Origin of the sequence: Pseudomonas libanensis (assembly GCF_001439685.1) — a bacterium.
Classification (GTDB): domain Bacteria; phylum Pseudomonadota; class Gammaproteobacteria; order Pseudomonadales; family Pseudomonadaceae; genus Aquipseudomonas; species Aquipseudomonas libanensis.
In genome coordinates, this window is the sequence record NZ_JYLH01000012.1 from 207508 (window position 1) to 226443 (window position 18936).

General features: G+C 61.6%; 20 protein-coding genes. 6 read left to right on the top strand and 14 right to left on the bottom strand.

Annotated features, from left to right (window positions below; genetic code table 11):
• Positions 1-4: 4 nt before the first annotated feature.
• From TU73_RS19360 to TU73_RS19375, 4 genes are all read right to left on the bottom strand, one after another.
• Positions 5-511 (bottom strand): hypothetical protein, encoded by a 507-nt coding sequence (locus TU73_RS19360; protein WP_043049353.1) that lies wholly within the window; start codon positions 509-511, stop codon positions 5-7.
• Positions 508-1026: a hypothetical protein gene (locus tag TU73_RS19365; RefSeq protein ID WP_057013575.1), complete on the bottom strand. Its 519-nt coding sequence runs from the start codon at positions 1024-1026 to the stop codon at positions 508-510. Before TU73_RS19365 ends, TU73_RS19360 begins: the two co-directional genes overlap by 4 nt.
• Positions 1023-1685 (bottom strand): hypothetical protein, encoded by a 663-nt coding sequence (locus tag TU73_RS19370; protein WP_057013576.1) that lies wholly within the window; start codon positions 1683-1685, stop codon positions 1023-1025. Before TU73_RS19370 ends, TU73_RS19365 begins: the two co-directional genes overlap by 4 nt.
• Before the next feature lie 382 nt (positions 1686-2067).
• Positions 2068-2472 carry a RidA family protein gene (locus TU73_RS19375; protein ID WP_043049350.1) on the bottom strand — a complete coding sequence of 135 codons (405 nt, stop codon included), beginning with the start codon at positions 2470-2472 and terminating at the stop codon, positions 2068-2070.
• 598 nt (positions 2473-3070) lie between these two features.
• Here TU73_RS19375 and TU73_RS19380 point away from each other — a divergent pair.
• Positions 3071-3346 (top strand): DUF6124 family protein, encoded by a 276-nt coding sequence (locus TU73_RS19380; RefSeq protein WP_057013577.1) that lies wholly within the window; start codon positions 3071-3073, stop codon positions 3344-3346.
• Between the two features lie 160 nt (positions 3347-3506).
• Here TU73_RS19380 and TU73_RS19385 read toward each other — a convergent pair whose 3' ends face one another.
• The 4 genes from TU73_RS19385 to TU73_RS19400 form a co-directional block, all read right to left on the bottom strand.
• Entirely contained in the window at positions 3507-4439 is a 933-nt protein-coding gene (locus tag TU73_RS19385; RefSeq protein ID WP_057013578.1) for a pyridoxamine 5'-phosphate oxidase family protein, read from the bottom strand.
• A 79-nt stretch (positions 4440-4518) separates the two neighbouring features.
• The gene (locus TU73_RS19390) at positions 4519-5403 is read right to left on the bottom strand and encodes a LysR substrate-binding domain-containing protein (RefSeq protein ID WP_057013579.1); all 885 of its coding nucleotides are present in this window, start codon (positions 5401-5403) and stop codon (positions 4519-4521) included.
• A complete protein-coding gene (locus TU73_RS19395; protein WP_057013580.1) occupies positions 5403-6323 on the bottom strand; it encodes a LysR family transcriptional regulator in 921 nt (306 codons plus the stop codon). The genes TU73_RS19390 and TU73_RS19395 overlap by 1 nt, the downstream gene beginning before the upstream one ends.
• Positions 6324-6339: 16 nt before the next feature.
• Entirely contained in the window at positions 6340-6972 is a 633-nt protein-coding gene (locus TU73_RS19400; RefSeq protein WP_057013581.1) for a glutathione S-transferase family protein, read from the bottom strand.
• A gap of 215 nt (positions 6973-7187) precedes the next feature.
• Here TU73_RS19400 and TU73_RS19405 point away from each other — a divergent pair, with 215 nt between their 5' ends.
• The 5 genes from TU73_RS19405 to TU73_RS19425 all read left to right on the top strand — a co-directional run bounded on the left by TU73_RS19405 (position 7188) and on the right by TU73_RS19425 (position 10993).
• Positions 7188-8264, top strand: coding sequence for an aldo/keto reductase (locus tag TU73_RS19405; RefSeq protein WP_057013582.1), 1077 nt, complete (start codon positions 7188-7190; stop codon positions 8262-8264).
• Positions 8265-8336: 72 nt separating this feature from the next.
• A complete protein-coding gene (locus TU73_RS19410) occupies positions 8337-8579 on the top strand; it encodes a hypothetical protein (RefSeq protein WP_052501140.1) in 243 nt (80 codons plus the stop codon).
• Between the two features lie 140 nt (positions 8580-8719).
• Positions 8720-9556, top strand: a complete 837-nt coding sequence (locus TU73_RS19415; RefSeq protein ID WP_057013583.1) for a 5'-nucleotidase, lipoprotein e(P4) family — start codon at positions 8720-8722, stop codon at positions 9554-9556.
• Between the two features lie 220 nt (positions 9557-9776).
• Positions 9777-10334: a helix-turn-helix domain-containing protein gene (locus TU73_RS19420; RefSeq protein ID WP_057013584.1), complete on the top strand. Its 558-nt coding sequence runs from the start codon at positions 9777-9779 to the stop codon at positions 10332-10334.
• Positions 10335-10420: 86 nt separating this feature from the next.
• Positions 10421-10993, top strand: a complete 573-nt coding sequence (locus tag TU73_RS19425) for an HD domain-containing protein (RefSeq protein WP_057013585.1) — start codon at positions 10421-10423, stop codon at positions 10991-10993.
• A gap of 9 nt (positions 10994-11002) precedes the next feature.
• On the opposite strand, the gene TU73_RS19430 is transcribed toward TU73_RS19425, so the two are convergent.
• From TU73_RS19430 to TU73_RS19455, 6 genes are read right to left on the bottom strand one after another with little or no spacing between them, the layout of a single operon-like run.
• Positions 11003-11425 (bottom strand): RidA family protein, encoded by a 423-nt coding sequence (locus TU73_RS19430; RefSeq protein ID WP_057013586.1) that lies wholly within the window; start codon positions 11423-11425, stop codon positions 11003-11005.
• A gap of 11 nt (positions 11426-11436) precedes the next feature.
• A complete protein-coding gene (locus TU73_RS19435) occupies positions 11437-13020 on the bottom strand; it encodes a flavin monoamine oxidase family protein (protein ID WP_057013587.1) in 1584 nt (527 codons plus the stop codon).
• Between the two features lie 12 nt (positions 13021-13032).
• The gene (locus TU73_RS19440) at positions 13033-13956 is read right to left on the bottom strand and encodes an ABC transporter substrate-binding protein (RefSeq protein ID WP_057013588.1); all 924 of its coding nucleotides are present in this window, start codon (positions 13954-13956) and stop codon (positions 13033-13035) included.
• Between the two features lie 18 nt (positions 13957-13974).
• Positions 13975-14748, bottom strand: a complete 774-nt coding sequence (locus TU73_RS19445; RefSeq protein WP_057013589.1) for an amino acid ABC transporter ATP-binding protein — start codon at positions 14746-14748, stop codon at positions 13975-13977.
• A complete protein-coding gene (locus TU73_RS19450; protein WP_057013590.1) occupies positions 14741-15712 on the bottom strand; it encodes an amino acid ABC transporter permease in 972 nt (323 codons plus the stop codon). Before TU73_RS19450 ends, TU73_RS19445 begins: the two co-directional genes overlap by 8 nt.
• 19 nt (positions 15713-15731) lie before the next feature.
• Positions 15732-18125, bottom strand: coding sequence for a TonB-dependent receptor plug domain-containing protein (locus TU73_RS19455; protein WP_057013598.1), 2394 nt, complete (start codon positions 18123-18125; stop codon positions 15732-15734).
• Positions 18126-18936: the final 811 nt, after the last annotated feature.

Genomic DNA, 18936 nt, shown 5'->3' on the forward strand with positions numbered 1-18936 from the left:
ACTGTCACTGATAAGGAATCAAGCGATCGTGGTCCAGATCCCGCATCAAGTCGCTCAACATTTCGCTTTCACTGCGGGGCTCGGTCATGGGTATATACCAGGTCGTGGCCGTCCAGCCACCGCGTTTGTAGGCATAGGTTTTGAGCAAGTGCCCGTCCTTGTACAGCGAGCCGTGCAACTGGCGCTCATAGGTGTAGGGCACCGGCACGGTCAGCAGCGTCAGCGCGCCGAGTATCGCCGGGAGCGCACCGGCACCTTTACCGCCGCGTTGATCGACCAACAAGCTGTAGCCGGTCTTGCTGAAGCCGCCATCCATAAAACTGAAGGCACCAGTGTCACGCAACAGCTGGATGACCTCGCGCTGGGTCTGCTGTTCAAACCTCGACGTGGGCGACGGCATTGTGACGCTCATCGGCACATAGGCACGTTCTGCCTTGTAGTCCAACGGTTTGAGGGCGGTACCGCAACCGCCGAGCAACAGCACGGCAGCCAGTAGCGTAGTTCTGATCATTGTGCGTGCTCCTCGGGCAGCAAGCCGTCGCGTTGTACATCCTCGGCAAAAGCACGTGCGACACGATGACCGCTCTGTAGCTCCATCCCGCCGGGGCCATCCAGCAGCCAGGAGTATTTGTGGGTGACGTTGCGGTAGCTGTACTGCTTGAGCTGCTTTCCATCGTGCTGCAGGGAAAACTCGGTGGTGGTGTCGACGGTCACGGAAAGGGGCATTAGAAACAGGGTTGCCGCACTCAGCAATACCAAGGGGAAAGGCGGCATATCACGCTGGATGTTGTAGCGCACCCATACTGAATAATCCCCCGGGTTGCCCCTGCCGGTTTCGACACTGCGAAACACCCCGGTCTCGCGCAACTGATTACGGATGAGTGCGGCATTGAGCGGATCATCGATCATGACGTGGATCGGCTTGAGGTATTCCTTGCCATCCGGCAATGCACGCTCAGGCAGCGTATGGGTGGTTGCACACCCCGTCAGCAGCGCCAGGGCGCCGAGGGTCATAAAGCGGTTCATGGACGTGTCTCGTGAAGGGTGTTCTGGCCCTCGCCGGCTGGCAGAGGCACGATGATGTAAGGGGCGGCGCTGCGATAATCCAGGGGCAGCAAATCCAGGGTCGGCAGGCCCGGAACATAGTGGCGCGCAAGCGGCTCGTCACGACCTTGCTGGTCACGCCAGTGGAAGCCACACAGGGAAGCGCCAAGGCATAACGAGCGAAATTCACCGAGGTAATAGGCGTTGCCGGCCTTCAGGCGCAGTGGCAGGTTGAACTTCTCGCGCGCCTGCACCGAGGTGTAGGTGGTCCCCAGAGTCGGTGAGTAACTGCTGGAGAAAAACTGAAAATCATAAAACTCATAATCCCCAGGCTTGAGCGCCAGCACAAATACACTGGCGGCACCGGCCGCATCCTTCACATCCTGAGGGGTTTGGCGCCCCGCACCGACCCATATCGCCGCGGCACCAAACTCCGAACCACGCTTGCGAAACAGCAGACGCTGATTAGGCGCGGGGGACGCACTGAGGCTCTGCGGGCCGATCGACCCAACAACATAAGCGACTGGCTCCTGGGGGCCAGGTTGCAACGGCTGGCTAACCAGCGATGCAGGCTGAGTACCGCAACCCGTCAGGGCTGCAGTGATCAAGAACAAGGCCAAAGGCCGGGAGAAGCGAGACATATCAAATCCTGAACGCTGGCAAAAAGTAGATTGCAGCCGTCAGGATAAATATGGGATGAGCCTTCCTGGCGCTGCGCCTCGCGTCACTGCGAGGGGGGCGAATGGTACGGGGGTAATCGGAGTTTGACTACAGATGATCAGCGGTATCTGGGCAAGCGACGCTTGCTCCTCACGGGCAGACTTGCTAGCTGTCAGGTGTACGTCGGACCCAATGTGGGAGGGGGCTTGCCCCCGATGAGGTAGTGTCAGCCAACACATCTGTGACTGACCCAACGCCATCGGGGGCAAGCCCCCTCCCACATTTGGATTGCATTGCATCAGTGAGATAGCTGTCGTTTTCAGCGTGCAGCTTTACCCTACCCGCGTTCAAAAAAGCGATCGCCTAACTGAACGGAACCACCGCCTCTGCCTCAACCTCGATCAACCATTCCGGCAACGACAACCCACTGACCATGATCCACGAAGACGGCGGCGGGTTATGCGCGAAGCGCTGGCGCAGCGCTTCAGCAATCGGTTCCTGCTGCTCCCGGGCAGATTCGACGATATACAACCGCAGCATGATCACATGGGACAGATCGCCCCCCACCTCAGCCAGGACCTTCTCGACATTGTCCAATGCCGTGGCGGTCTGCTCGGCAATGCCCGGGCCCACAGTGCGCTCTTGAGCATCCACGCCGACCTGCCCGGAAAGCATGATCCGCCGACCATCCGGCACTTCCATGGCCTGGCTGAAACCGTATTGCAGCGAATTGAATACCGTCGTGGGATTAATGACCTTTCGTTGCATGACCAATCCTTGTTTGTCAGTAGGAAAACAAGGCTAACCCAAAGGAACTGCTCAATCAGACGGTTCAACATCCAGCAACATGTTCATGGATGAAGCGCTGAACCAGGCATGTCCGGTGGCCTGATGAGTAAACGCAAATTCAACAAGCAATGACACCCCACTGTGGGAGGGGGCTTGCTCCCGATGAGGTAGTGTCAATCAATACGTCTATGACTGACCCACCGCCATCGGGGGCAAGTCGAATCGTCGCACCGCCCCTCCCACATTTGGATTGCATTGCATCAGTGACCCGCTGACGTTGATCCAAGGAGTGAGTTCATCAGACCGCTCTTACACAAACTTCGGGTTGCGTCCGATGAGTCTCGCCGCTAACCTTCGCGGGTCGCTGCAAAATCAGCGAATGGGGTGTGGTAGCCCAGTTCTTTCATAGACCCCAAAACGCTCAAGGGCGTTTTTTTGTGCGGGCTGCTTTGTGGCGGCTGTGCATGGGAGGCTTCGGCCTGCCGGGTTTCTATGACCGGTCTACCACCCCGTGTACAGTCGCCTCCTTACTTCGTGTGGTAGCGAAATGGAGGTGCTCACTCATAGGAGCTTCGCCATGAAAAAAGTCACACCCAATCCCCCGCCATCCACCTCGGATGACAACCCTCAGCTCCCCCCCGATGTCATCTTCACCGTCCGCCCCGGGCTCAGCACTGAAGCCGCCTTGAGCAATGCCAGCGAAATGCTGGAGTCAGCGACTGTCTGTGCCTACGACTGTGCCGAACAGCTCGATGGTCAGAGCCGCAAGCACGTGCTGGCGGTGGTGCAGATGATTGAGATTGCGCAGTTGCTGGTCGATGAAGCGCTGAACCGGGAATGCCCGGTGGCCTGATGAAAAAACGCAAATTCAACAAGCAATGACGTTCCCCTGTGGGAGGGGGCTTGCCCCCGATGGCGGTGGGTCAGTCACAGATGTGTCTACTGACACTACCTCATCGGGGGCAAGCCCCCTCCCACATTTGATCTGGCTGTGCCTGGGAGCGGGTGTCCGGCTACCAGGTACCCATCGCCAGGCTGTGCGGCGAAAACTCCGCGAACTGCCAGCGCAATGCCAAGGCTGCCGGACGGCGGACCACGTGCTCCACCGTCACTGTCCACAAGCGCTGCGCGCCCTCGAACTCGGCCACTTGCGGCCCGCCAAGAATCAACGATGTACGCCCCGCCACTTGCAACACGTCGCCGGTTTCAAAATCGACAAACAGCAGCCCCGCCACCGGGTTGGCTTGCAGGTTACCGAGGGTGTTGAAGAACAGGTTGCCGGCAAAATCGGGGACGGTCAGCACGTTGCCTTCTACCCGCACAAACCCCGTGTTGCCGCCGCGATGGGACACGTCCACCGAGCGTTCGCCGTGCTGGTCAACATAGCTGGCGACGAAGAAGGTGTCGGCGTTGCGGACCAGCGCTTGTGCGGCATCGTCCAGGCTGGTGCTGCGCTCGGCTGTATCGCCAGGTTTGCGCGCAACCCCAGCGACGGGCCGCAGTTGGATGTACTTGGGGCAGTTGCCGAAAGTGTGCACCACATCAACCGCAAAGCCGTCATGACCCAGCGCTCCGATCCGACCGTTCATGCGGTTGCGACGCCGGGTGCCCAGGTCGATGCCCAGCAAGCCAACAGACGCGCCATGAGTGACGCCAGCCGAGGCGGGATCGCTTTTGGACGGCAGGCTGTCGATCTGCAACGTCTGCGAATCCGGTGAATGGGCAAACCCTGGCGCGCCCTCCAGCATCGTCGCCCAGGGAATGCCCTGTTCATCCACCACACCCAGAACGAGGTAAGGCAACAAAGGATAAAAATCACGATGCTGCTCGGGCAAATGATCACGAATGACCTTCGGCCCGATCATGGCCATGCGTTCGGCGACGCCGGCACTTTCCTGCAATTGCCGTTCGCCGGCATGCCAAGGGGATTGTTCGATCGAGTACATGGCGATCACCTCTGGTTGGATAACCGGATGCTGCGCCTACCCAACCATGCAGAGAATGCCCACCTTGGGCAATCCACTATTACGCCAACTGAAATGCCGGATGTTCGCGCAACGCGGTGACGCAGTAGTCGACAAAACTGCGCACGCGCATCGGCGCATGGCGGCCTTCGCGGTAGATCACATGCACTGGCAGCGGCGGCAGTTCAAAAGCCGGCAAGACACGGCGCAGTCGGTCACTCATCAAGTGATCGTGAACCGGATAGCTCAGGCAACGAATCACCCCCGCGCCCTGCACCGCCGCATTGATCGCGCCTTGCACCGTGGCGCAACTGAGGCGTGCGCGGGCCTTGAGGGCGTAGTGGGGGAAACCCCAATGCACCGCTTCGGCGCTGGCAATCAGGTGATGTTGCTTGAGGTCAGCCGGATGCCGGGGCTCGCCCCTGGCCGCTAAATACATGGGGCTGGCGCACAGCAGGGTGCGCACCTGGCCGACCTGCCGTGCAATCAGCGACGAGTTGGGCAGCTCACCCACCCACACCGCCACGTCAAACCCCTCTTCGTGCAGGTTGGGGTAATAGTCGTGGTAATGGGCGATGACACGCACCGCCGGGTAGCGATCCATATAGCCAGCCAGCAGCGGCGCCATCACATAGCGACTGAACAACAACGGCAGGCATATCCGCAGGTTGCCCTGGGCGTGCACATGGGCGCCGTTGGCCGAGGCTTCGGCCGCGTCCACCGCGCCCAACAGGCGCACGCAGTCGGCAAGGTAAGCCTGGCCTGCGTCGGTGAGGTTGACCCCGCGTGTGCTGCGTTGCAGCAACACCACCCGCAGGCGTGCCTCCAGGCGCGCAACCGCACGTACCAGGGTCGGGCCGGAGACCTGGGCATGGCGTGCCGCCGAGGCCAGGCTGGGTTGCCCGGCCAGCGCGGCAAACAACTGCATATCGCGAAAGCGCTCCATCAGGTGCGCCGCTTCGTCGCCGGGTTCAGGGCCGGGTCCTGCCCGAGGTGATGGCTGAGAAAATCCACAAAGCTGTTGACCTTGGCCGGTATGCGGCCGTTTTGCTGGAACACCACGTGGATCGGCAGCGGTGCCGGTTCGAAAGCCTCCAGCACCAGCTCCAGCTCACCCGCCGCCACCGCTGCCGCCACTTGATACGACAGCACACGGGTCATGCCCCAGCCCAGGCGCGCCAGGTTGATTGCGGCATTGTTCGCCGTAACGCTCAGACGCGGCTCAATGGCTATCTTCAGCGGCCGCCCGGCGTCGACGAACGTCCACTCACTGACCAGTTGGCTGGACGATGAGGTGACAATCTTGGCTTCCCGCAATTGCTCAGGCCGCTGCGGGCGCCCATGTTGGTCCAGATAAGCCGGCGATGCGCACACCACCCGGCGCACTTCGCCGACCTTGATCGCCTGCTGCCCGGGTTCGTGCAGATGGCCGATACGCACCGCCACATCGACGCCTTCATCGGCAAGGTTGACCACACGGTCGACCAGCAAGGCACTGATGTTCACCAGGGGGAACTGGTCGAGGTACTCCCCCAGCACAGGCGCCACATACAACTCGCCAAACAGCACCGGTGCGGTCACTGTCAGGTGGCCGCCAGGGATGGAGTGACTGCCCGCTGCCGCTTCCTCGGCCTCTTCCAGTTCGGCGAGAATGCGTCGGCAATCTTCCAGGTAACGCTGGCCGGCATCGGTCAGGTGCAGGCTGCGCGTGGTGCGCGACAGCAGTTGCGTACCGATGCGCTGCTCCATGGCAGCAATGGCGCGGGTCACGCTGGGTGGCGAGGTTTTCAGGCGGCGCGCCGCAGCCGCAAACCCCTCCTCCTCGGCCACCGCCAGGAACACCTGCATTTCATGAAATCGGTCCATCGTCATCCCTTGATCGTTACTGTGATTGCAGCCCCACCGCCGTGCGCGGCATAGCGACAAACCCCGGCAAGGCTTCGATGCTGGCAAGCCAGGCACGCACCTTAGGGTAGTCGGCCAGCGATACGTTGCCTTCCGGCGCATGGGCCACGTAGGTGTAGAACGCGATATCGGCAATGCTTGGCTGATCACCAGCCAGAAAGCGGCTCTCGCCCAGCTGCTGCTCCATCACGTTCAGCAGTGCATGGGCTCGGTTGATTGCGCTGACGGTATCCACCTCGGCGCCAAACACTGTGGCCAAGCGCGCCGTGGCGGGCCCGGCATGGAGTTGACCGGCGGCGGCCGAGAGCCAGCGTTGGACCCGCGCTTGGCCGATGGGATCGCTTGGCAGCCACTGCCCTTTGCCATAGGTACTGGCAAGGTAGACCAGAATCGCGTTGGAGTCGGCCAACACAGTGCCGCCGTCGTCGATCACCGGCACCTGGCCGAAGTGGTTGAGGTTGGCGATGAATTCGGGCGTTTTATGCGCACCTTGTTTGAGGTCCACCAGGATAAATTCAGTGGGCAGGCCCAGCAGGGATAGCATCAGCTCGACCCGGTGGGAGTGGCCGGATAAGAGAAAACCATACAGTTTGATTGCAGGCTGGGTCATGAAAGGCTCCAAAAGAATGGGTATCGACGCCAGGCATATTCCACTGCCGCCTCAGTCGGCGGAATGACCAGGATTTACAATCCAGCATTTCATTAGGCGAAACAATCACCTGTTCAAAATTCTCGGCGCCGGCGTCGCAATTTCATGAAAAAAATTCAAACTATCGCCCTCCCCATCGTTCACACCTTCACGTGCAACGTTAAGTAGGAGGCGACATGCAATACCGACAACTGGGTCATTCCGGCCTGCTGGTCTCGGAAATCATCCTGGGCACCGTGCCCTTTGGCGGTCGTGCGGAGTTCGAAAAATGCGGCGCGGTGGACGTGCCCCTGGCCAAGCGCATGTTCGATATCGCGTTCGATGCCGGAGTGAATATGGTCGACACCGCCGACCTCTACTCCCACGGCCTGGCCGAAGAGGTGGTCGGCAAGGCCCTAGGTGACAAGCGCAACGATATCCTGCTGGCGACCAAGGGCCGCAGCCCGGTGGACAGCAACCCGAACAATTCCGGCTCATCGCGCTATCACCTGATCCGCGCCTGCGAAGCGAGTTTGAAGCGTTTGGGTACCGACCATATCGACCTGTACCAACTGCATAACTGGGACGGCATGACACCGATCGAAGAGACTCTCGAAGCCCTGCGCCTGTTGGTCGGTTCGGGCAAGATCCGCTACTTCGGCACCAGCAACTTCACCGCCTGGCAGATGATGAAAACCCTGGGCAAGGCTGAGCTGCACGGCATGCTCAAGCCCATCACCCAGCAGATCTACTACACCCCGGAATCCCGTGAAGCCGAGTACGAATTGCTACCGTTGGCCTTGGATCAGCACGTCGGTACTTTGGTATGGGGCCCGATGGGCGAAGGCCTGCTGACCGGCACGACCCGCCGCGGGCACAAGCCGCCGGCAAATACGCGCCAGGGCAGCGGCTGGCCGGAACCCTATGTGCATGACCAGGAGCGCGCCCTGGACATTATCGAGACCCTCGCCGCCGTCGGTGACGAGCATGGCGTCTCGGTCGCCCGCACCTGCCTGGCCTGGCTCAAGGATCGCCCGGGAATCACCTCGCTGATCGTCGGGGCGCGTACCGAAGAGCACCTGCGCGACAACCTCGCCGCCACTGAGCTGAAGCTGACCGAAGCACAATCGTCACGCATCGAGGCGGTCACCCGTCGTCAGCCGTTGTATCCCTATTGGCATCGCTTTACCGCCGGGATCGATCGTTTTGATCCTGCGGAACAGCCGTTCCTGGCCGAGCATCAAAAGACCATGGATGCGCGCAAGGACAAATAACAGTGCAGTTCAAAGGTGGGAACACGCCCTCCCCACCTTTGAACAAAACGCCCCCGGCAAAGGAGTCTGGCTTTGATCGCGCAAATCATGATCGCCGCCCTCGGCGTCGTCGCTATCTGGTTCAGCCAGAGCAAACGCTTGAAGGTGCGCCGCTATGCGTGCCTGTTCGGCATGGCCGGCCAGCCGTTCTGGTTCTGGTCGTCGATCAATGCCGAGCAGTGGGGCATCGTCTTGCTCAGCTGTTTTTATACAGTGGCCTGGGCCAAGGGCATCAAGACCCATTGGATCGATCGCAAGGGCGATGGGCAAGGTTGATTTGCAATTGTGCGCTGCCGTCGTTCATGACCGCCAGACTAAGGCGTGGTTCTAAGAAGATTCTGAAATCGCAATGAATTGCACGCCGTGAATTAGACTACTGTGCTGACCACGCCCCACGATCTTCGAGACCCAGCCCCATGCGCACCCTGTTCCTCGCCAGCCTCTGCTTGCTCACCACGGCCCTTGCGGGCTGCCAGCAACACCCGCCGGCCAACGACCAACTCGACGCCGTGCTGTGGACCCAGACGTCCATCGAGCACGAGCTGATCTACCGCCAGCTCTTCGCCAACGCCACCCGCCAACTCGATGTTGCGCTGGCCGACCCGAGCTGGGACGCACTGCCTTTGCCTGCACGCAAGCTGACCGGCCTGCCACCGGCGGTGGTGGTGGATATCGACGAAACCTTGCTGGACAACGTGCCGCTCAACGCCCGCGACATTATCAATAACCAGGTGTATTCCTATGACCGCTGGAACACCTGGGTGGAGCAGGCCAAGGCCCAGGCACTGCCAGGTTCCGTGGCGTTCCTGCAGGCGGCCAGGCAAAAAGGGATCAAGGTGTATTACCTCACCAACCGCGAACACAGCCAGGTCGCGGCCACGGCCAAAAACCTGCGTTTACGCGGCTTTCCGATTGAGAGCAATGAACAGATCCTGGCGGCCAGCACGCCTACCGGCCACTGCGAAAGCGCCGGCTACGGCAAGAACTGCCGCCGCCAGTGGGTCGCCAGCCAGGCACGTGTGCTGTTGATGGCCGGTGACTCCCTGGGAGATTTCGTGCAGGCCGAACACAACACCCTGGCTGCGCAGCGCAAGGCCGTCGAACCCTATGTGAACTGGCTGGGGCAACGCTGGTTCCTGCTGCCCAACCCGAGCTACGGCAATTGGTACAGCGCGCCGTACGGGGATGATGAGACGTTGCCGTTTGCGCAAAAGCGCAGGCTCAAGCAGCAGGTGTTGTTGTTGCAGGAATAGGGAGTAGTCATGTGGGAGGGGGCTTGCTCCCGATAGCAATGGATCAGTCACACATGCAGTGACTGACAATCCGCTATCGGGGGCAAGCCCCCTCCCACATTGGGTCTGCGTTGAATCAGTAGCAGGAGCGATCAACCCGAGGGCCGTTCATCCCACTCATTTGCACCGCGGCCCTCATATCATCACACTCGTCATTCACCCGCCGGCTCAGGAACCGCAAATGCCTCACTCCTTGCTCAAGCCTGCGCTGCCCGGTATTGCGCTGCGGCGATGGCGTTTGCTGCACCGCGTCAAGCAAAGCCATGCGGCGCAGCTATTCAACGTCACGCAATCGACTATTTCGCGCTGGGAAAGTGGCGTACAAGCGATGGATCCGGCTGCGCACCAACAGCTTGAACAGTTGTTGGCAGCCCGGCTTGATGCAGCCGCCGACCAGGCATTGGCCCGGCTGGTCAGTGAGAGTTCGCAAGCGATGCACTTGGTGTGCGACCTGACGCACCGCCTGCTCGCATGCTCGCCCTCCCGCGCATTCCAATTCACCAGCCCGCTCACCGACCTTATGGGCCAGTCGCTGTGGCGCTTTGCAACCGAGGAAATCCAGCTGATCGAAGCCAGCCTGGAGCACAGCGGCTGGCGCGAAACCCAGGCCCCCCCGGCCCTTGAATTTACCACTGGAAGCAACGATTCCAGCCTCGTGCCGATACGCCCAAGCCTGTGCCGCTGGACACGCATGACCCTGAGCGATGGCAGCGCCGCGCGCCTGGTCGAGACACTCTGAAAGCCCACCGCGCATATTTTATGCGTGGACGATCTGCGCTTGCGCACCTAGGCTTAGCTGCATAATCGACCTTGTGGGGCAGCATCATGGACCTGGAAAAAATCAAAGGCCGTCTCGATTTCCTGCGCGAAGCGGAAAAACTCAAGGATGTGCTCAGAAGTGCCCACACGGCTTCGGGTCGCACTGAAAGCACGGCCGAACACAGTTGGCGCCTGTGTCTGATGGCGATGGTGTTCGCCGATCAGCTGCCCGGCCTGGACCTGCTGAAAATCCTCAAGATGTGCGTTATCCATGATTTGGGCGAGGCCATCCACGGCGATATCCCGGCGGTCAGCCAGGCGGCCTTTCCCAACAAGGGCGAACAGGAGCGACTCGACCTGCTGCTGTTGGCCCAGTCCCTGGACAGCCCCCTGAAAACCGAGATCCTGACGTTGTGGGATGACTACGAGAACGTGCTCTCGCCAGAAGCAAAAGCCGTCAAGGCCATGGACAAACTGGAGACCCTGCTGCAGCACACCCAGGGGCTGAACCCTCCCGATTTCGACTACGCCTTCAACCTGGCCTACGGCAAAAAACACACGGATGCCGAACCCTTGTTCGAAGCGTTGCGGGCATTGATCGATCAAGCGACAGAGCAAAGGCTTCACGCCGCCGAGTAACGGGTTTGATCACAACACCCGAGCGGCAATCGCCTCCACCTCCACTAACGCCCCCGGCAGCGGCAACGCCACCACTTGCAACGCTGTCCGCGCCGGTTTGTTCGGTTGCTGCGGCGTGCCGAAGTACTGCGTATACCCACGCTGCAACCCGGCAAAATCCAGTTTGCCGTCGGTTTCTTCGGTGCCGACCAGAAACACCCGCAACTGCACGATATCGCCCAGGTCCAGGTCGTGTTGGCTCAGGATCTGGCGCAATTTGTTGAACACCGAAACAGTCTGCACTTCGGTATCGCCAAAAACCCCAGGCACGCTCGGGTCGACGAGGTCCGGCAGCGTGCCACTGACGAATACCAGGCTGGCGGAGGCCGGCACGGTGACGGTTTGCGAGATGGGAAAGTCGCCGACGCTGGTGCGTTGGATGCTGTCGCTCATGGTGTTACTCCTTAAGAGGCGGCCAGGGCCGCGATCTGTCGTTGTTGGGTGACCCGTTCGGCCAGTTGCGCGACCACATGACGCGCAGAGTTCGCCGCTGATTCCTGCCAGATCCCCACGCCGCTTTGCACCAGTCCATCACCGGCGAAATACACGCGACCGTGGGGCCGCTCGAGCAAGGCACTGGCCTCGGCGGGGAAATGTTCGCGTTGCAGCCATGGGCCTTCGCTGTAGGGGACCTGTTCCCACGAGACCGCCAGCGGATTACGCAGGTGCCTGGAATAACCCGGATGCAACAGCTCCACGGCCTCCCTCGAAGTGGCGTACTGCTTATCGAGAGGTCGAGCGCCAAACACGTCGGCGCCCTCCCCCGTCACATAACCAGCCACCAGCACACCGTCGCGGGTGTTGAGGTCGTTGCTGGGATACCAGAGCAGGCGCGCCGGGTGGTCGATCCACGACAGGCCGCCGTAGGTGCGGTAATCGGTTTCCCAGAAGCGCGGGGATTGCCATGCCACCTTGGTCGCCTGGTCGCTGCGGGTGCTGCGCAACGCGGCCTTGATCGGCTCGCTGAAATCCGTATCGAGCTTGGCCAGCAATGGCAGCGGCAAGGTCGAAACCAGGTAATCAGCGCGCACTACTTCCTCACGGCCGCTGTGCTGGTCGTGATAGGTCACCGCCACACCGTCCTCCAACTGACGGATCTGCCGCACTTGGGCGCCCAGTTGCACCTGCTCGTGCACGCGACGGTAAAAGGCATCGGTGATACGGTCCATGCCGCCCACCGGCTGGAACATGGTGGCAGAGAATTCCGGGAATTCGGTGTGCAGCAAGGCGCCCCAGAGTTCCGGGTGCAGCAAGCGCTCCAACCCCAGCGGGCTACGACGGGCGGGCAAGGCGCCAGGGTGGGCGGCGGATTCCAGGTGCCCCGAACGCAGGGTGCCCTCGAAGGCCAGCTCCTGGGACAGGTCGCCATACACCTGCAGGAAACCCAGCAAGCGCGTGCGCTCTTCGCCGCTCAGCACATCATCGAGGGCGTCACGCTGCACCGCCTTGGCCAACAGCCCGGACAGATGCCCACGGGTATCGTTGAGCGCCTGGCCGACGCTGAACGCCGGCTGGTTGAGGTCCGGCCGCACCTGGGCGCCATGGCTGCTGTTGACCAGCACTTCCAAGGGCACGCCCAGCTCACTGCAATAGTCGAGGATCGTGCGGTGCTGGCTGGGAATGCGCGCAGGGCCGGCGTTGAAATACTGGCCCGGATCAAACCCCACGGTCTGCGAGCGGCCATCCTTGTAGTCCACTCGGTCACCGTGGCGCAGGGTCCAGGTGCGGCCACCCACACGCTCACGGGCTTCGAGCACATGCACATTGAAGCCGGCGCGGCTCAGTTCCAGTGCCGTGACCAGCCCGGCAATCCCGGCGCCCAGTACCAGCACGCGGGTGCCCTGCCCCAGGCCGTCCTTGAGTTTCAGCGGTTGCGGCCGGCGGTGGGAGGATGGGCCCAGGCCCAACACCGCCAATGCATCCTTGACGGCCTTTTCACCGCCCACCGCAGCAATGCTCGACAACGCTTCACGTCGTGTCAGTCCCATGTCCAAACCTCCTTAGTCCGGCAGCCCTGGCGGGTTGATCAGCGATTGGTCGACCCGCTCCACATCCAGGCCCCAGCGCTGCAAGACCTGTTCGTATTGACCACCGGCAATCGCGCCTTGCAAGGCGGTGTGGATCGGCTCGACCAGGCCGTTGTCCTTGCGCGTGGTCACGGCGATATCGGCCTGCAGCGGCCAGCCACCGTTGACGGTGCCGACGCGCTTGATACCGCCGGTGATCGCCGCCGAATAGGCGTACACCGAGTCCGGCCCGAACAGCGCGTCGCTGCGCCCTGACTGCACCGCCAGTTGCGCGGCGGCCTGGTCGTCGAAGTACTGCAACAGCGCAGGCTTGAGGCCGGCTTTTTCATTGGCCTCGTTCCAGGCCAGCAGGACCTTTTCCTGGTTGGTGCCGGAGCCGACGATGATTTTCAACCCGGCAATGTCCGCTGCCTGCTTGATCTCAGTGATCTTGCTGGTGCTCTTGACGTAAAAGCCGAGCACATCCTGGCGGTAGGTGGCGAAGTCAAAACGCTTTTTGCGTGCCTCGGTGACAGTGACGTTACTGATCACCACGTCGTATTTGCCCGAGCTGACGCCCAGGGGCCAATCCTCCCAACTGGTCTGTACCACGTTGAGTTGCAGGCCGAGGCTGTCGGCGATCAGTTGTGCGGTGTCGGCTTCGCTGCCGATGGTGGTCTTATCGTCACTGGCGAGCAGCGCCAGGGGCGGCCCGGCCACGCCGGACACGGCCACGGTGAACTTGCCCGGCTGGGCGAACTTGAAGCCCGGCGGGATCTGCGCGATGGCCGCTTCATTGCGCGGCACATGGATGCGCGGGCGGTCGGGGCTGAGGTCGACCTGTTGCACGGCGAAGGCGTATTGCGCGGTGCTGGCGGCAAGCGCCAGCAAGGCCACGCGGGTGGTGTTGATGAACATGGGCAGTCACTCCTTGAACTAAAGCACCTTGCCGAGAAAGGCCTGGGTGCGGGGATGGCGGGGTTGGCGCAGGATCTGTTCGGGCGGGCCTTCTTCGATGAGTTGGCCATCGCAAAGAAACACCACGTGGTCGGCAACCTCGCGGGCAAAACCGATCTCGTGGGTGACGATTACCAGGGTCACGCCCAGCCGGGTCAGGCCCTTGATCACGTCCAGCACCTCGCCCACCAGCTCAGGGTCGAGGGCCGAGGTGGGCTCGTCGAACAGCAGCACCTTGGGGTCCAGCGCCAGGGCGCGGGCAATGGCGACGCGCTGTTGTTGCCCACCGGAGAGCTGGCGCGGGTAAGCGTCGGCCTTGTCTGCCAGGCCGACCTTGGCCAGCAACTCGGCAGCCTTGAAGTGGGCTTGGGCCTTGCTCCAGCGTTTATGGGCCAACGGCGCTTCGGCGATGTTTTCCCAGGCGGTCAGGTGCGGGAACAGGTTGAAGTTCTGGAACACAAAACCCACGTCGATACGACGCTTGAGGATCTCGCGTTCCTTGAGTTCGAACAGCAGGTCGCCCTTGCGCCGATAGCCGACGTATTCACCGTCGATGGTGATATGCCCGCTGTCGATCTTCTCCAGGTGGTTGATGGTGCGCAGCAGGGTGGACTTGCCCGAGCCGGACGGCCCGAGGATCACCGTGACCTTGCCGGGGTCGATGGTCAGGTCGATGTTATCGAGCACCTGCTGGTTGCCAAAGCGCTTGCCCACGCCCTGGATCTGGATGCGCCCGGCGCGTGCTTCAGCCATGGGCCTTCTCCTTGAACCAGCGGCGCAGGCGCTGCAACGGTGTGGGTGGCAGCACCCGGGCGGTGCCGCGGGCGAAGTGGCGTTCGACGTAGTATTGGGCGCTGGTGAGCACGGTGGTGATGATCAGGTACCAGACGGTGGCGACGATCAGCAGTGGGATCACCGCCTGGGTGCGGTTGTAGATGACCTGCACGGTATAGAACAGCTCGGGCAAGGCCAGCACGTAGACGATGGAGGTGCCCTTGACCAGGCCGATGATTTCATTGAACCCCGACGGCAGGATCGAGCGCAGTGCCTGGGGCAGGATGATGCGAAAGATACGCCGCGAGGCCGGCAACCCCAGGGCCGCCGCCGCTTCATGCTGGCCGGCCTCCACGCCGATCAGGCCACCGCGAATGATCTCCGCCGCGTAGGCCGCCTGCATCAGGCTCAAGCCCAGTACCGCTACGGTGAATTGGCTGAGCACATCCACCGTCGACCATTGCGCAAACACCAGGTCGGTGAACGGCAGACCGAGCACGATGTGGTCATACAGGTAGGCAAAGTTGTAGAGGATGATCAGTACCAGCAGCGCCGGCATCGAGCGGAAAAACCAGATATAGCCCCAGGCCAATGCGGCCAGCAAGGGCGAACCCGACAGCCGCGCCAAGGCCAGCGCCGTGCCAAGAATGACGCTGAACACAGTGCTCAGCAGCGTCAGCAACAGCGTCTGCCCCAGCCCACGCAGCACTGACGGCGAGAAGAACCACTGGCTGAACACGCCCCACTCCCAGCGCGGGTTGGTGGCCAGGGAATGCACGATGGCGAGCAGCACCAGCGCGGCGAAGACCGACCCGGCCCAGCGCCAGGGATGCCGGGCAGGCACTACTTGCAGAGCCTTGATCGGCGTCGAGACACGGCGCTGGCGCAGCGGTTGGGCGCTGACCTCATCGAGCAGGTCGTAGGGTTTGGCGGCAATGGGCATGTGCTATTCCTCGCAGGCCTTAGAAGGCGTAAGTCAGCCGGGTGTAGTAGTACCCGCCGGTAAAACCGTAGGGCGAATAGGTGCCGTAGCTGGCGACCATGGTGCTGCTTGGCACCCCTTGCTTCTTGGGGTACTGGTCGAACAGGTTCTTGGCGCCGATGGCGATGTTCAGGTCTTGGGTGAGGTTGTAGCCAAGGTCGAGGTCGGTGATCCATTTGGCGCTGTAGACCCGGTCCAGGTCGCGGTTGGCCGATGAATTGACTTCCTTGTAGGAACCGTAGCGGGTCAGGGCCAGGTTGAGGTTCAAGCGCCCGATGCTCCAGTCGCCGCCGAGGATCAGCTTGGTAGTGGGCTGCACGCCGGTGATCAGGTTGCGGGCCTCGCGGTCCATCAGCTCGTAGGAGGTGCCGAGGATGTTGGTGGATTGCTTGTAATTGAGAATCCGGGTCTGGTTCCAGTTGAACGCGGCGGTCCATTTCAGGGCGCCGAACGTGCCCAGGTCCTGGTTGTAGCTGCTGACCAGGTCCAGGCCCTTGGTGCGGGTATCGGCGCCGTTGATAAAGTACTGGCCGCCGGAGGTGGAGTTGACGCCATTGTTCTGCAGCACCTGGGTGACTTGCGGGCCGAGCAAGGTGCCGGTGAGGGTGATGCGGTCGCGCAGGTTGATCACGTAGGCATCGGCGGTGAAGCTCAGGCGGTCGGTGGGAGTCAGGGTCAAGCCGAGGCTGAAATTGGTCGAGCGCTCGGGCTTGAGTTCTTCGGCGCCCAACGCCTTGGCCGCCGCCGAACCCACTGGCAGCACGCCGTAGTTGATCGACTGGTACACCCCGTCCACCACGCCGTAGGTGGTAGAGCGCGCACTGAACAAACTGTTGGCCAGAGACGGCGCACGAAAGCCATTACTCACCGTGGCACGCACCGCGAACTGCGGCGTGAAGTCGTAGCGGGTGGTCAACTTGCCGCTGCGGGTAGCGCCCACGCCTTGGTTGTAATGCTCATAGCGCAGGGCGGTGCCGACGTACCAATCCGGCAAGGGGTTGAAACCCACGTCCACATAGCCGGCCAGGCTGTTGCGCGAGGCGCTGCTTTGTTCCTGCGGAGAAATGCCGTTGGTGACCTGGGCTCCGGAGGACGCACAATTACCCGGTGCCACGCAGTAGCCGCCGTTGGCATAGGATGCGTAGTCACCGGCCTGCACCTCATAGGTATCGCGCCGATGCTCGAAGCCATAGGACAGGTCCAAGGGCTTTTGCAGGCCGATATCGAAGCCGCGCTTGAAGTCCAGGTTGGTGGTCAACTCGGTGGAAATCCAGGTGCCGGAGGTGAAGCTGTTCGGCGTGGCCTCGCCCAGGGACGGGTTCTGGTTGTGGGTGGTGCCCTGCTCCGCCTCGTTGCGCCCGTAGGTGGTGGACAGGTCCCAGTCCCACTCGCCCACGCTGCCCTTGCCACCGAACGCCGCCTGGAAATCGTCCTCGTCGATGTACCAGGTCGGGGTGTACCCGGCCGGGTAGCCGTTGGGCCCGGTGGTGATGGTGTTGGTGATGGTCGGCAAGCGGAAGTTCTGGCCCTGCTCGGCCTTGCGTCGCGAGTAGGTGGTGAAAGAGTACAGGCTGAAACTGTCGTCCATCGGCAGCTCGGCGTTGTAGCCCAGGGTCAGCAGGTTGGTCTTGGGCGTGCCGTAGCCACCGTAGGTGGACTTGCCTGCCAGGTCATAGGCTTGTTCATAGCTATAGCCGTTGGCGCTGGCCTTGTTGTCGTCGTTCTGGCTGCGCGCATCCAGGGCCAGCTGCACGATGCCGCCGTTGCCGATCTCGAAGCCCTTGTTGAGGCTTTGTTGCACGGTCTGCTTCTTGCCGTCATAGCCAAGCCCCGCGTTCGTTACCGAGGTGCCGCTGGTGTCGGCCTTGAGGATCACGTTGATCACCCCGGCGATAGCATCGGAACCGTACTGGGCGGCGGCGCCATCACGCAGCACTTCTACATGGTCGATGGCGCTGATGGGGATCAGGTCCAGGTCGGCCGGTGCCGCACCGGTGTTGACACCGTTGATATTCAGGGTGGCGCTGGTATGGCGGCGCTTGCCGTTGACCAGCACCAGCACTTCGGCGGCGCTCAAACCACGCAGGTTCGGCGCCCGGGCGATACCACTGGCGTCCCAGCCGGTTTTTTCCGGCAGGGTCAGCGATGGGATCACCGCGCTCAATGCTTCCATCAACCCGGGCTTGCCGGTGCTTTGCAATTGCTTGGCGCTGACCACATCAATGGGCACGGGGCTGCTGGTGACCGTGCGCTGCTCGGCGCCACGGTTACCGGTGACCACGACGGTGGAGAGTGTGCTGTCGTCCTGGGCCTGTGTCGCTGCGGCCAGCAGGGTCAACGCCAGGGCGGTGGTGGGTTGTAGAACGTGCTTCATATCCATTCCCAGCTTGTCCAAATCGCGAAGTCGGGCAGGCACGCTGCTTGGTGCGGCGTGGCCGGCGTTCCAGGGGTTGGCGCGGTTTGGGCTAGGTGTGGGGCAAGCGCGGGGTGTGAGGTGGCAACATACGTTGAGCTCCCGTCCAACGATTCTGCTGCGGCGGGATTACCCCGGTCAGGCGTGCAGAATCTGAATCACGCTGGGTACCATCCGAGGTCAGGGGTAGGCTGTTGAACTCAAACATAACGGAATGAATTTCAAAAACATAATGCTGTTTTGGTATAAGCTAATATTCTCTAATTTCATTATTTATAAATATCTTTATTCATAAAAATGATTATTTTTTAATTTGAACGTGCGCATACCCTTGTGGAAGGGGGCTTGCCCCCGATGGCGTTGGGTCAGTCACAGATGTGCTCACTGACACTCCCTCATCGGGGCATAGGTATCTACACAACTCTGTAGCGCTCAACGGTAACCACGATGCGAAGCCGAGCCGCTCTTGATCTTGATCTCAGGCGCCCCGTTAAACCACGCTGGCCGGAATTCGACAGGGATTTGGGGGGTAAACCGGCAGGGATGCCGGTTTAGCCGCCCCGCGCCATGGATGGCGCGTGGCGGCGGCCCCCCAAATCCCTGTCGGATTACGGGCACACCGAGCCTAGGCGAGGTGCCGAGTGGCCCCCGGTGTCAGGATAGTTGTCGCCTCTCCTGGTTTACCCCCAAAAGCATACCGAGGGCGGAAAGAGACAGCTTGTGAAGTACTATTCACCCGAACGTAAAGCCGCATTGCTCAAGATGCTGCTTC

Excerpts from the sequence above, each read along its gene's own strand:
- TU73_RS19380 (WP_057013577.1), top strand. The coding sequence starts at position 3,071 with ATGAAAAAAGTCACACCCAATCCCCCGCCATCCACCTCGGATGACAAC.
- TU73_RS19455 (WP_057013598.1), bottom strand. The coding sequence starts at position 18,125 with ATGAAGCACGTTCTACAACCCACCACCGCCCTGGCGTTGACCCTGCTG.
- TU73_RS19395 (WP_057013580.1), bottom strand. The coding sequence starts at position 6,323 with ATGGACCGATTTCATGAAATGCAGGTGTTCCTGGCGGTGGCCGAGGAG.
- TU73_RS19420 (WP_057013584.1), top strand. The coding sequence starts at position 9,777 with ATGCCTCACTCCTTGCTCAAGCCTGCGCTGCCCGGTATTGCGCTGCGG.
- TU73_RS19365 (WP_057013575.1), bottom strand. The coding sequence starts at position 1,026 with ATGAACCGCTTTATGACCCTCGGCGCCCTGGCGCTGCTGACGGGGTGT.
- TU73_RS19370 (WP_057013576.1), bottom strand. The coding sequence starts at position 1,685 with ATGTCTCGCTTCTCCCGGCCTTTGGCCTTGTTCTTGATCACTGCAGCC.
- TU73_RS19440 (WP_057013588.1), bottom strand. The coding sequence starts at position 13,956 with ATGTTCATCAACACCACCCGCGTGGCCTTGCTGGCGCTTGCCGCCAGC.
- TU73_RS19445 (WP_057013589.1), bottom strand. The coding sequence starts at position 14,748 with ATGGCTGAAGCACGCGCCGGGCGCATCCAGATCCAGGGCGTGGGCAAG.
- TU73_RS19405 (WP_057013582.1), top strand. The coding sequence starts at position 7,188 with ATGCAATACCGACAACTGGGTCATTCCGGCCTGCTGGTCTCGGAAATC.
- TU73_RS19430 (WP_057013586.1), bottom strand. The coding sequence starts at position 11,425 with ATGAGCGACAGCATCCAACGCACCAGCGTCGGCGACTTTCCCATCTCG.
- TU73_RS19375 (WP_043049350.1), bottom strand. The coding sequence starts at position 2,472 with ATGCAACGAAAGGTCATTAATCCCACGACGGTATTCAATTCGCTGCAA.
- TU73_RS19435 (WP_057013587.1), bottom strand. The coding sequence starts at position 13,020 with ATGGGACTGACACGACGTGAAGCGTTGTCGAGCATTGCTGCGGTGGGC.
- TU73_RS19400 (WP_057013581.1), bottom strand. The coding sequence starts at position 6,972 with ATGACCCAGCCTGCAATCAAACTGTATGGTTTTCTCTTATCCGGCCAC.
- TU73_RS19360 (WP_043049353.1), bottom strand. The coding sequence starts at position 511 with ATGATCAGAACTACGCTACTGGCTGCCGTGCTGTTGCTCGGCGGTTGC.
- TU73_RS19390 (WP_057013579.1), bottom strand. The coding sequence starts at position 5,403 with ATGGAGCGCTTTCGCGATATGCAGTTGTTTGCCGCGCTGGCCGGGCAA.
- TU73_RS19385 (WP_057013578.1), bottom strand. The coding sequence starts at position 4,439 with ATGTACTCGATCGAACAATCCCCTTGGCATGCCGGCGAACGGCAATTG.
- TU73_RS19425 (WP_057013585.1), top strand. The coding sequence starts at position 10,421 with ATGGACCTGGAAAAAATCAAAGGCCGTCTCGATTTCCTGCGCGAAGCG.
- TU73_RS19415 (WP_057013583.1), top strand. The coding sequence starts at position 8,720 with ATGCGCACCCTGTTCCTCGCCAGCCTCTGCTTGCTCACCACGGCCCTT.
- TU73_RS19450 (WP_057013590.1), bottom strand. The coding sequence starts at position 15,712 with ATGCCCATTGCCGCCAAACCCTACGACCTGCTCGATGAGGTCAGCGCC.